Genomic DNA, 11,484 nt, shown 5'->3' on the forward strand with positions numbered 1-11,484 from the left:
ATGTCGGCATGCCACCGGAGACCCCCGAAGACCTGGCCGCGGCGCTGACGTCGGCCGCCCGCGAGATCGAGGAGTTCGTCGACGCCGCGGGCTGGGACCAGCCCACCCAGGTGTTCGCCCTCGTGTCCACCGGCCGCCTGCTGGCCGCCGAACCAGGGCTGGCCGACCAGCTCGACCCGAACGCGCCGCTGACCCCGATCGCGCAGGAGGCGCTGCCCGCCGAAGACCTCGCCGAGGCGCTGGGCCGCATCGAGTGGCCGGAGCAGGTGTCCGGCTGCGCGCTCGTGCAGGAGATCGTGGTGCTCCCGCCGGAAGCGGAAGCGGAGCTGCCAGGCGACGCCGAGGAGGCTCGGCAGATCGCCGCGGAGCACCCGGAGCGCCGCGAGGCGCGACTGGTCGCGGCGGTGCTGCGGGACGGCGGCGAAGCGTGCGTGATGCGCCTGCGCGCGCCCGACGCGGAATCCGGCGGCGAGGTCATCCAGGACCCGTCGCTCGCCCCGAACCTGCTCACAGCCCTCCACGCCACATTCGCGGAGTGACCCTTCCGGCTTCAACGGGGGCCAGCGCGCTGATCCCCGTTGAAGCCGGTCAGCAGCTGGCCGGGACCTGCTCGTTGCGCACTTCTTCGAGGGCCTTGGTCGCGTCGTCGAGGGTGGCGACCTTGGCGAGCTGCAGCCCCTCCGGGGCCTGCGACTTGGCCTCGGCGCAGTTGCCCGCCGGCACCAGGAAGGTCGTCGCGCCCGCTTCGCGGGCCTTGACCATCTTGAACGGGATGCCGCCGATCGCCCCGACCTGACCGGTCGGGCTGATCTCCCCGGTGCCCGCGACGAACTTGCCGCCGTTGAGCTCGCCCGGGGTCAGCTTGTCGATGATCGCCAGGCTGAACATCAGCCCCGCCGACGGGCCGCCCACGTCTGCCAGGCTGATCTTGATGTCGAAGTTGACGTCCGGCCGCTCGATCGCGGCGACCCCCAGGAAGCCCTGCGGGTCGCCGCCCGGGTTCGCGCCCAGCTGCACATCCGCGACCTGTTCGGGCTGGTCCGCGTGCCGGAACCGGATCTCCGCCCGGTCACCGGGTTTGGTGCCGACGAGCGCCCCCCGCAGCGCCGCAGGGTCGGTCACCGCCTTGCCGTTGGCCGACAGCAGGTGATCGCCGGGTTCCAGCACGCCGTCCGCCGGGCTGCCCTTGACGATCTCGCCGGCCAGCACCTTCGTCGGATAACCGAGGTAGCGCAGGGCTGCGGTCTCGGCCGTGGTCTGCGAGTCGTTGAACGCCTTGGTGTTCTCCTGCTCGATCTCCTGCTCGCTCTTGTCCGGCGGGAAGTACAGCTCGCGCGGCGCCAGCGCGTACCGGCCGCTCACCCACAGCCCCAGCGCGCCGAACAAGGACAGCTGATCGGTCACCGACACCGTCGTCATGTTCAGGTGGCCGCCGGTCGGGAAGGTCTGCTGACCGTCGATGCTGATGACCGGAATGTTCCCGTCGAGCCCGAGGGTGTCGTAGGTCGGCCCCGGCCCGAGCGCCACGTAGGGCACCCGGACGAACGCGCCGAGCAAGCCGAAGACGACTACCAGTACGACGCTTGTCAGCAGCGTCCACGTGCGGCGGTTCACGAGGTGACAGCGTACGTGTTCGCCTCCACGGCGTGTTCAGACCTCACGGCCCGCAGGCCCTGGCCAGCGAAGACCGGCCACGGCCTCCGGTGGTCAGAGCCGACAGGTTGTTCTTCCACCCCCGCACGCCGCATAGCGCCGGCATGCCACCCGTGAACCTTTTAGGTGTTCGCGTCGAGCGAGCTTCGGACACCTTCTGTGGGGCGGCGCTTGCCGCGTACGGTGGAACTATGACCAACTTGCCGTTCGGGTTCAGCTCGCAGGACCCCGACGATCCTGACAAGGGCGACTCGTCGCAAGGCCGCTCTGAGGGCGGCGCCGGAAACCCCGGGGACCTCCCCGGTTTCGGTTTCGGCGGCATGCCCGGACCGGGCGGCATGCCGAACTTCGACATCGGCCAGCTCGGCCAGATGCTGACCCAACTCGGCCAGGCGCTCAGCCACTCCGGCAGCGGTGGCTCCGGCCCGGTGAACTACGAGCTCGCCAAGCAGCTCGCGGTGCAGCAACTGCACAACAACCAGCGCACCGAGCGCCCCAGCCAGGACCAGGTGAAGGCGATCGAGGACGCGGTCCGGCTAGCCGAGCTGTGGCTGGACGCCACCACCTCGCTGCCCGTCGGAGTCCGCTCGGTGCAGACCTGGTCGTCGGTGGACTGGGTGGAGAAGACCCTGCCCACCTGGCAGCGGCTGTGCGACCCGGTCGCGCAGCGGATGTCCAGCGCCTGGCTGGAGGCGCTGCCCGAGGAGGCGAAGCAGGCCGCCGGCCCGCTGCTGTCGATGCTCGGGCAGATGGGCGGAATGACCTTCGGTTCGCAGCTGGGCAACGGCTTGGCCCAACTCGGCGGCGAGGTGCTGACGTCCACCGACGTCGGCCTGCCGCTGGGCCCGGCCGGTACCGCCGCCCTGCTGCCCGCCAACATCGAGCGCTTCATAGAGGGCCTGGACCGGCCGATCAGCGAGGCGACCGTGTTCCTCGCCGCCCGCGAGGCCGCGCACCACCGCCTGTTCAGCCACGTCCCGTGGCTCGGCCAGCGGCTGCTGGCGACCGTGGAGGAGTACGCCCGCGGCATCCACATCGACACCTCAGCGTTGGAGGACCTGGCCGGGAAGATCGATCCGGCCAACCCGAGCTCGATGGAGGAGTTGATGGGCTCCGGTGTCCTCGAGCCGAAGACCACCCCCGAGCAGCAGGCCGCGTTGAACCGGCTGGAGACGTTGCTGGCGCTGGTCGAGGGCTGGGTCGACGTGGTAGTCGCGGACGCCGTCGGCGAGCGGCTGCCGGGCGCCGGCGCGCTGGGCGAGACCGTCCGGCGGCGGCGGGCCAGCGGCGGACCGGCGGAGCAGACCTTCGCCACGCTCATCGGCCTGGAACTGCGGCCCCGCCGGATGCGGGACGCCGCGAACCTGTGGCGGCTGATGACGGAGCGGCACGGCATCGACAGCCGGGACCGGGTCTGGGACCACCCCGACCTGCTGCCGGACAGCTCGGACCTGGACGAGCCGCTGGACTTCGCCGACCGCTGGGGGGCGGGTTCGGCAGACCTGGACGACCCGATCGCCGCGATCCGCCGCGCCGAGGCGGACGAGGCGGCGAAGTCCGACGACGAGGGCGACGACTCGTCGAAGCGCGACGGGAGCTGAGCCCCGGCGCCCTGCGAGCGGATGGGCACCTCCGGAAGTCCGGAGGTGCCCCTGTCCTGCACAGATCGGCTCGGCTAGCGGCTGACCACACCCGCGGTGAAGCCGCGTGACGTGCCGAAGCCGCGCGGGCTCTCAGCAGCCCACCGGCGCTTCGGCGTCTTCCGCGTCGTCGTCCAGACCGATGCCGAGCTGGGCGGCCGCCGAGACGCCTTCGAGGTACCCGATGGCCCGTTCGGTCTTCGGGTACCGGCGCACCCACTTCCAGAAGTCGGCGCCGTGGCCAGGCACCAGCAGGTGCGCCAGCTCGTGCACGAGCACGTAATCGAGCACCCATCCAGGTACATCTCGGAGGCGCTGACTCACCCGAATGGTGGCATCGCTGGGCGTGCAGGAAGCCCACCTCGTGCGCATCGGTGGCACCCACCGGACACCCCGCGGTTGCGCCCGGCCGTCGAGGTACTTCGCGGACAGCTCGCCGCACCGCTCGAACAGCGCCTCGTCGGATTCCCGCGCGGGCGAGCGCCGACGCGTCTCACTGCGCTGCAGGCGGCTGAGCATGTCCGCCACCCAGCGCTTTTCCTCCGCTCGGCTCATCCGCGCCGGAAGCAGCACCACGATCTTGTCGCCGTCGCGATACGCGCTCACCGTCTGTCGGCGGCGCTTGCTGCGGCGCACCTCGACCTGGGGTTCAGCCACGGGAGTGGACCTTAGCGAGTGGCCCCGACAAACGGTTCCCCCTGTGAGCCGATCCTCAGCGTCTACGCATCGTAAACCCCCCGAGGGATTACTCCGTTAAGTCGAACATGCGATGCTCTTAATGCATGCATGTCGAATGATCCACATGTACCGTTCCCCCAGCCGCCCGGACGAGGGCCGCAGACGACCCAGCGACGACGCTGGATCACGAGATGAAGGAGGGGAGCCGTGGCCGAGACGTACAACGGCTACTGCGTGAAGTGCCGGGAGAAGCGCGACTTTTCCGGTGAGGTCTCGGAGACCAACGGTCGCCGGATGGCCAAGGGCACCTGCCCGGTCTGCGGCACCAAGATGACCCGCATCCTCGGTAAGGCGTGACCGGGCACGGGTGGGCCGCCGCGAGGCCGCCCACCCGCCCGTACCGCCGACGCGCTTCGCCCCTGCGTTCGACACGCACCGGCCACGCGCCGGGGCGTTGAAGGGATACACGCGTGTTCAGCGCGAATCGGCGGTTCCAAGGCTCGAAGTGCCGACCCGCTCCCTCGTGTTCGGTGGAACGACGACTGCGCCCGGTGGCGCAAACATGGCGTCCAACGCGTCGATCACGGTCCAAGGCGCCGCAGGAAACCTCTAGCATGTGACTGGGCTTCTCGATTTCGAATGAGTCTTCGGATATCGAGAGGGTTTTCCTGCGCGCACCAAAGGAGAATTCGTGGCCGACATCCCCCGCCGGGCAGCACACCGCACCGCGAAACTCGCCAGTCTGCCGCTCGGTGTTGCAGGTCGCCTGGCCGCTGGTTGGGGGAAACGGCTCACCGGGCAGAACCCCGCGGAGATCAGCGCCGACGTGTCGGCGAAGACCGCGGAGCAGTTGTTCGCGGTCCTGGGCCAGCTCAAGGGTGGCGCGATGAAGTTCGGCCAGGCCCTGAGCGTGTTCGAGGCGGCCGTGCCGGACGAGATGGCCGGCCCGTACCGCGAGGCGCTGACCAAGTTGCAGTCGGCGGCCCCGCCGATGCCAGCCAGCAGCGTGCACCGGGTGCTTGACGAGCAGCTCGGGCGCGCGTGGCGGAAGCGCTTCGCCGAGTTCGACGACACCCCGGCCGCGGCCGCGAGCATCGGGCAGGTGCACCGCGCGACCTGGCACGACGGACGCGAGGTCGCCGTCAAGGTGCAGTACCCCGGCGCGGACGAGGCGTTGCGCTCGGATCTGCGCCAGCTGATGCGCTTCTCCCGGCTCTTCCAGTCCTTGGCCCCCGGCGCCGAGGTCAAGCCGCTGCTGGCGGAGCTGCAGGACCGCATGGTCGAGGAACTCGACTACCGCACCGAGGCCGACAACCAGCGGGCGTTCGCCAAGGTGTTCCACGGCGATGACGGCGTCCGGGTGCCGGCCGTGGTCGCCAGCGCCCCGAAGGTGGTCGTCACGGAGTGGGTGACGGGCAAGCCGTACGCGCGGATCATCGCCGACGGCGATCGCGCGGAACGCGATGCGGCGGGCCGGCTGCTCGCCGAGTTCCACTACTCTGCGCCAGCCCGGGTGGGCCTGCTGCACGCCGACCCACATCCCGGCAACTTCATGCTGCTGCCGGACGGCAAGCTCGGCGTGATCGACTTCGGCGCGGTCTCCCGGCTGCCCGACGGCCTGCCCGCGACGTTCGGCCGCATGATCCGGCTCGCGCTGGAGGACAGGCCCGCGGAGCTGCTGGACCTGCTGCGCGCGGAGCGGTTCGTGCAGGGCGACCGGGAGATCCAGGCCGAGGACGTGCTGGCCTACCTGGCGCCGTTCGTGGACCCGGCCCGGACGCCGACGTTCCACTTCACCCGGCGCTGGTTGCAGCGCCAGGCGGAGCGGGTCGGCGACCTCCGCAGCCCGGACTTCCGGACCGGGCGCTCGCTGAACCTGCCGCCGGACTACCTGCTGATCCACCGGGTCACGCTCGGCGCGACCGGAATCCTGTGCCAGCTCGACGCGGAGGTCGGGGCCCGCGACATCATCGCCCGTTGGCAGCCGGGCTTCAGCGACTGACCCCGGCGCTGAATCTTCCGAAGGGAATTTGCGGCCACTGGTCGGCCTCAGTCCTAAAAGCCTGTCGGCGAAACCGTCTGCGCCTTTGGAAGCGGCGCAGCCGCTGGCCCTACTCCTTTGTCGCCGCGCTGGAGACCGGGCGTACCTCGTGGACGGCGATCCTGGACGCGGTGCGGCTGGGGCCCGCCGACGATGCCACCGCGGTCACCGCCGCTCAACTACGTGAGGTCGTGGGCCGGATCATGGGCGCCGGACACTGGCCGCCCGGCGATCCACGCATCCTGATCGTGACCGACGCCGGCTACGACGTGACCCGGCTGGCCTTCGTCCTCGCCGATCTGCCCGTGGAGCTGGTGGGCAGAATCCGCTCCGACCGCGTCCTGCTGCGGCCCGCACCGCCCCGACCGCCGGGTACCGTCGGGCGGCCACGCAAGCACGGCGGCGTGTTCACCCTCGCCGAGGAGAACAGCTGGCATGCCCCCGACCACACCACCGGCACCGACACCACCCGCTACGGACACGCCCAGGCACGGGCCTGGGACCGGCTGCACCCCCGCCTGACCCACCGCGGTGCCTGGCTGGACCATGAGGGCGAGCTGCCCCTCGTCGAGGGCACCCTGATCCGCTTACAGGTCGACCACCTGCCCGGAGACCGGGACCCCAAACCGGTGTGGCTGTGGTCCTCGGTCACCGGCGCCGGCGCCGAGTTGGTTGATCTGCTCTGGCAGGCATTCCTCCGCCGATTCGACCTCGAACACACCTTCCGACTGCTCAAGCAGACGGGCGGGTCCACGAAACTGCGGGCCACCCGACTCGGCCGATCGCTGGACCTGGCTCATGTGCGCCACGAGGCGCTGCTGTTTTTTTCCGGATGGAGGTGAGAGACCGTCCATTTCAACGCCGTCGTAGCGGCGGAGTAAAGCTGGAGGCAGCCGGATCCGGGGGTCGCCGGGGAGGGCGGGAGCAGCCTCGACAAAGTCGCGTCGGTTTAGGACTGCCGGATGGGCCGGGCGCGGTGAGCGAGACGGGAAGGTACACGCGAGAAACCGGTGTTGTTACGCCCCTTGAAGGTCCGCCAGCTCTAACCCGGTGGATTCGGGCTGGTTCGCGGTGCGCACCCATTCATCATGACGAATGGGGAACTCCGGATCGGGTCTATGAGGTCCATGTCCGGAGGCCATGGTGAATTGCCTACGACAGTAACCATGGCGATTCCGCAGGGGTAGAGCCGGGTGCCTAACCCGTCAACCGGACAGCAGTGAACGTGGGAACCATCCACGTATGTTCCATCGCCACACTTCGGCCAGAGGTGACAGGCGATGGATAGGTGCAATGCCCGCCGAAGGCGTGGATGGGGCGGAGCCGTTGTAGTACTCCGAGCGCGGGAAAGCCGCGTACATGGGGAAGAGCGGCAGCGTGTCAGATAAGGAGGGAAAGCAATGTCCGAAGATGCGCCGGTGAATACCAGCGCCGTGAAGTGGCCGGATCCGGATTCGGCCTACTTCTCGGTACGGAGGATGCAGACCAAACTACACCACTGGGCGACCAAAGAACCCGGTCGCCGGTTCGGTGACCTGCACAACCTCGTCTGCGACCCGGCGTTCCTGGTGGCCGCGTGGGAACGCGTGTCCACCAACAAGGGCGCCAAGACTCCGGGAATCGACAGGGCCACCGCGGCTCGCGTCGAGGCCGGGATCGGGGTCGAGGCTTTCCTGAGCCAGATCCGGAACTCGCTGAAATCGGGCGAGTTCCGGCCGGCTGAAGTACGACAAGTGACGATACCGAAAACGAATGATAAACTCCGTCGCCTCGGTATTCCCACTATCGCTGACCGGGCGGTTCAGGCAAGCCTGAAATTGGTGCTCGAACCCATCTTTGAGGCGGATTTCAAGCCATCCTCATATGGGTTCCGCCCCAACCGGCGAACGCAAGACGCGATCTCCGAGATCCACATTTTCAGCACCAACAAGTACGAGTGGGTGCTGGAGTGTGACATCAAAGCCTGTTTCGATGAAATTTCACATACTGCTTTGATGGATCGCTTCCGGGCGAGGATCAAGGACAAACGTGTTTGCTCGCTGGTCAAGGCGTTCCTGAAATCCGGGGTCTTCACCGAACTCGGAAACAGGGAAGAGTCACTGACCGGAACACCACAAGGCGGAATTCTTTCACCGCTGCTCGCTAACATTGCCCTGTCGGCGCTGGATGACCATTTCGACCAGCAATGGCAACAGAAGATGGGCACGAGGTGGCAGCGGGAAAAGCGCAAGAAGAACGGCCACGGAAACTGGCGGCTCGTCCGCTATTGCGACGATTTCGTCCTCATGGTGGCGGGCGACCGACACCATGCCGAGGCCCTGCGCGAGGAGGTGTCGGCCGTGCTCGCACCCCTGGGACTACGGCTGGCACCGGAGAAGACCCAGGTGGTCCACATCGACGAGGGCTTCACATTCCTCGGCTTCGACATCCGCCGGATGCGCAAGCGGGGCACGTCGAAGTATCACGTCTACACCACACCGTCCACGAAGGCCATCGCGTCGATCAAGGACAAGGTGAAGGTCAAGACGTACAGGTCAACCCGCCACATGGACCTCGACGAGGTGATCCTCAGCCTGAACAGGACCTTGGCGGGATGGGCGAACTACTTCCGGCACGGAGTGTCCAAGGTGGTGTTCAACGCGATCGATTACTACGCATGGGGTCGGTTGATGCGCTGGACACGCGCCAAGTATGCGGGCAGAACCGGGCTGTCGATGAAAGAACTCCGCCGTCGCTTCTGCGACAAAGGGTGGAGGTTCGCCCACAACGGGGTCGTGTTCACCGGCGCGTCCAGCGTCGCGGTAACCCGCTACCGCCATCGCGGCAGCAATATCCCGACCCCGTGGACCACGAAACCGGCAGCCGCCACCGGCAGCTGACCAGCGGGCAAGACACGTGGAGCGCCCGGTGCGGAGTAATTCGCACGCCGGGTGCGGCGGGCGGGCCGGGGAAACCCACCGGGAGCAATCCCGGCAGGGCGCCCCGGTCCGACCCAACCCTGGTCGCCCACACGCAACTACGCCTCGCCCGCCCCATCGCTGAAGACCTTCGACGGCCCTGGGAAAAACCGGTCACCGAGGCCCGTCGGCTGACGCCCGCCCGCGTCCGGCGAGGGTTTCGCAACCTCCACGCGAAGACCGGTCACCCGGCAGCCGCACCGAAACCCTCCCGACCCGGTCCCGGACGCCCACCCGGCTCCCGCAACACCCACCGCGCCACCCGTCACGACGTCGGCAAGACCATCAAACGCGACCTCACCTCGAACAACACCAAAACCACAAAGGATAAACAACAAGCTAAGGTCGGGTGCCGAGGTGGACCGTGTTGGCCGTGAGGTAGTACACGTCGTCGCGGTTCCCGGCGTAGTGCGCGCCCGACTCGTCGAGCAGCTGGTCGAGCGCAGCCAGATCCGCTGTTCCGACGCGGTTCTCGGCGTCCCGGCGGAGGAACTGCAACCGGCGCAGCACAGCCTGGCGGGCGGCTCCGGAGACCGGAGCCGGACGGTCCACGAGGTAGCTCCACGACCGCACCTCGGCCAGGCCGACCTCGGACAGGGCCTTCCCCCACCCGATCGGCAGCCGGACCGAGCCGGTCATCTCCGCCCGCATCTGCCGGAACCAGTCCTCGCGACCGGCGATCAACCGGGCCTCCAGACCCGGCTCGCTGAGGCCGACGTCCGGCGGCAGCACCCTCGTTTCGAGCCCGAACTCGACGACCGCCAGCCGCCCGCCCGGGCGCACCAGCTTCGCCAGGCGGCGCAGCCCGACCAGCTGGTCGGGCAGGTGGTGCACGACGAACGCCGCGAAGACCAGGTCGGCTTGGACCGGAGCACCGGCCCGTTCGAGGGCTTCGACCAGCGAGTCCTCGGCGGCGTCCGCCTGGACGGCATGGACCGCCACCCGGTCGGAAACCCGCTTGACGCGGTCACCGGCCGCCGCGAGCAGCTGCGGTGCCGTGTCCACGACGGTCAGCTCGCCGCCCGAGTCCGCCAGCGCCGCCGCGAACGCCGCCGCCGTCCCGCCCGCCCCGGCACCGACCTCGATCACGGTGCGATCGGTCGGGCGCAGCAACTGGGCGACGAGTCCGGCGATCTCCGGCGCGTTCAGCTCGTCGCCGTCGCGGAGCCGCTGCAGGTGCTCGTCCCAGTCGATGTTGTCATGCGAATGTCCGGCCACGGGGCATCACGATACGGTTAATGCCCCGGCAGGTGCTTGGAGTTTTCAAGGTGCGCGAACCGTCGAGCACGCAGCGTCGTTCGGCGGAGCTGATTCCCAGCCGCCGCCACGACCGTGGGTTCCCGACCGGTGTGCCCGGCCGGGAACCGTCCGAATCAGACGGCGACTGGAAATCCGTTTCGGTGCGGGATGGTTCAGCGTCGCGCGACTACCTTCGCCCGCTGAGCCGATCTCGGCTTCGGCGGGCTCAAGAACATCGGGCTGCGCGTTCCGCGCGCCGACCGGCGTAATCGGCGAGCCAACGCCACCAGCGTCCGGCGGATATCTGCCGCGCCAGCCGTTGTCGGTGCGCTTCGTCCATCAGCTCGTTACTTCGTATCCGGGACAAGTCCTCGGGCATCAACATTCGTACCTCGTCCTTCATCCGGGTGTCGGTGATGGGTTCGGGAATTCGGTCGTAGGTCATGCCGCCTGCTCCTGACGTCGTCGCTCGGCCGCGGCGGCGGCCGGTGCCTCGGTCGGCAGCGGGTGCTTGCGTGGGCGGCCGCGGGGGCGCTTGCGGGCGACCACCGCGCCTCGCTCGAAGATCTCGCCGCCCCAGACCCCCCACGGCTCGCCGCGCGACAGCGCACCGGCCAGGCATTCGGTCTTGATCGGGCAGTCGGCGCACAGCGACTTGGCCTGATCCAGCTCCCTCGGGTTCTCAGCGAACCACAGGTCCGGGTCCTGACGGCAGGGCAGGTGGCTGTCCAGCGCCGTCGCGGAGCTGTCGAAGAGGCCGGCCACGGTGTCCCCGTCCGGCAGCAAGCCCTCGCCCGCGCTTGCTATCGGCACACTCGCGGTCAACATGAAACTTCCTCCTGTAGTCGGTCGGCAGCAGTTTGTGGTTGTGGATGGCGGAAAAACCAGGAACAACAAGAAGGCCGCGGACCCGATGCGGGGTCCGCGGCCTTCGAGAAGCCTGGGGAGATTCCTAGATCAGTGGATCGAGGAATCGCCAAAAAGCGGACCGCCGTGGGTCGACCACGGTCAGCGGCAGCGCGCGGAACCAACGCGGGTTGAGCTTTCGGCCATAGCCGGCATCGTGTTCGGCAACAGCTGGGAACGGCGCGAAAGTGACGCGGAACAGCGCGATTGCCCCGGCCATGAGGCGGCTCGGGGTGCTCGACATCAGAATCATGGACACCAAGGCCACCTCCCTTCGGGCTTCAGGCCGGGGTTTCTTCCAACCACGGCTCGCGCTCTTGCAGGTTATTGGCACAGCCGTGCCGGTCGCAACGTATTTTTCGAAGAAACC

Annotated in this window: 11 protein-coding genes and 2 pseudogenes; 7 read left to right on the top strand and 6 right to left on the bottom strand. The window is 68.5% G+C overall.

All coding sequences use genetic code 11. The features are described 5' to 3' along the window. The first annotated feature begins 8 nt into the window (after nucleotides 1-8). Entirely contained in the window at nucleotides 9-539 is a 531-nt protein-coding gene (locus tag DL519_RS24975; protein ID WP_190818388.1) for a PPA1309 family protein, read from the top strand. A 49-nt stretch (nucleotides 540-588) separates the two neighbouring features. On the opposite strand, the gene DL519_RS24980 is transcribed toward DL519_RS24975, so the two are convergent. Continuing rightward, complete coding sequence (locus DL519_RS24980) at nucleotides 589-1,614, bottom strand: YlbL family protein (RefSeq protein ID WP_190818390.1); 1,026 nt, start codon at nucleotides 1,612-1,614, stop codon at nucleotides 589-591. Nucleotides 1,615-1,844: 230 nt separating this feature from the next. Between DL519_RS24980 and DL519_RS24985 the strand changes: the two genes are divergently transcribed. Beyond that, complete coding sequence (locus DL519_RS24985) at nucleotides 1,845-3,254, top strand: zinc-dependent metalloprotease (protein WP_190818392.1); 1,410 nt, start codon at nucleotides 1,845-1,847, stop codon at nucleotides 3,252-3,254. Between the two features lie 132 nt (nucleotides 3,255-3,386). On the opposite strand, the gene DL519_RS24990 is transcribed toward DL519_RS24985, so the two are convergent. Continuing rightward, on the bottom strand, nucleotides 3,387-3,950 hold the full coding sequence (locus tag DL519_RS24990; RefSeq protein WP_190818394.1) for a M48 family metallopeptidase: 564 nt from the start codon (nucleotides 3,948-3,950) through the stop codon (nucleotides 3,387-3,389). Between the two features lie 228 nt (nucleotides 3,951-4,178). Between DL519_RS24990 and DL519_RS24995 the strand changes: the two genes are divergently transcribed. From DL519_RS24995 to DL519_RS49480, 5 genes and pseudogenes are all read left to right on the top strand, one after another. After that, nucleotides 4,179-4,328, top strand: a complete 150-nt coding sequence (locus DL519_RS24995; protein ID WP_010693945.1) for a DUF5679 domain-containing protein — start codon at nucleotides 4,179-4,181, stop codon at nucleotides 4,326-4,328. A 334-nt stretch (nucleotides 4,329-4,662) separates the two neighbouring features. Continuing rightward, nucleotides 4,663-5,973, top strand: a complete 1,311-nt coding sequence (locus tag DL519_RS25000) for an ABC1 kinase family protein (RefSeq protein ID WP_190818396.1) — start codon at nucleotides 4,663-4,665, stop codon at nucleotides 5,971-5,973. 104 nt (nucleotides 5,974-6,077) lie between these two features. Further along, nucleotides 6,078-6,813: pseudogene (locus DL519_RS25005) on the top strand (transposase); the annotation flags it as partial. Nucleotides 6,814-7,412: 599 nt separating this feature from the next. Continuing rightward, nucleotides 7,413-8,891 carry a group II intron reverse transcriptase/maturase gene (gene ltrA, locus DL519_RS25010; RefSeq protein ID WP_190818397.1) on the top strand — a complete coding sequence of 493 codons (1,479 nt, stop codon included), beginning with the start codon at nucleotides 7,413-7,415 and terminating at the stop codon, nucleotides 8,889-8,891. Nucleotides 8,892-9,007: 116 nt separating this feature from the next. Then, a pseudogene (locus tag DL519_RS49480) lies at nucleotides 9,008-9,300 on the top strand (NF041680 family putative transposase); the annotation flags it as partial. An 8-nt stretch (nucleotides 9,301-9,308) separates the two neighbouring features. Here the strand turns inward: DL519_RS49480 and DL519_RS25015 are convergent. From DL519_RS25015 to DL519_RS25030, 4 genes are all read right to left on the bottom strand, one after another. Further along, a complete protein-coding gene (locus tag DL519_RS25015; protein WP_190818398.1) occupies nucleotides 9,309-10,187 on the bottom strand; it encodes a class I SAM-dependent methyltransferase in 879 nt (292 codons plus the stop codon). A 247-nt stretch (nucleotides 10,188-10,434) separates the two neighbouring features. Next, nucleotides 10,435-10,653 (bottom strand): hypothetical protein, encoded by a 219-nt coding sequence (locus DL519_RS25020; RefSeq protein ID WP_190818399.1) that lies wholly within the window; start codon nucleotides 10,651-10,653, stop codon nucleotides 10,435-10,437. Next, the gene (locus tag DL519_RS25025) at nucleotides 10,650-11,036 is read right to left on the bottom strand and encodes a WhiB family transcriptional regulator (RefSeq protein ID WP_223839517.1); all 387 of its coding nucleotides are present in this window, start codon (nucleotides 11,034-11,036) and stop codon (nucleotides 10,650-10,652) included. The genes DL519_RS25020 and DL519_RS25025 overlap by 4 nt, the downstream gene beginning before the upstream one ends. 124 nt (nucleotides 11,037-11,160) lie before the next feature. Continuing rightward, the gene (locus DL519_RS25030; protein WP_190818400.1) at nucleotides 11,161-11,367 is read right to left on the bottom strand and encodes a hypothetical protein; all 207 of its coding nucleotides are present in this window, start codon (nucleotides 11,365-11,367) and stop codon (nucleotides 11,161-11,163) included. Between the last annotated feature and the right edge of the window lie 117 nt (nucleotides 11,368-11,484).

It is taken from the genome of Saccharopolyspora pogona, from assembly GCF_014697215.1.
Taxonomy (GTDB): Bacteria; Actinomycetota; Actinomycetes; order Mycobacteriales; family Pseudonocardiaceae; genus Saccharopolyspora; species Saccharopolyspora hattusasensis.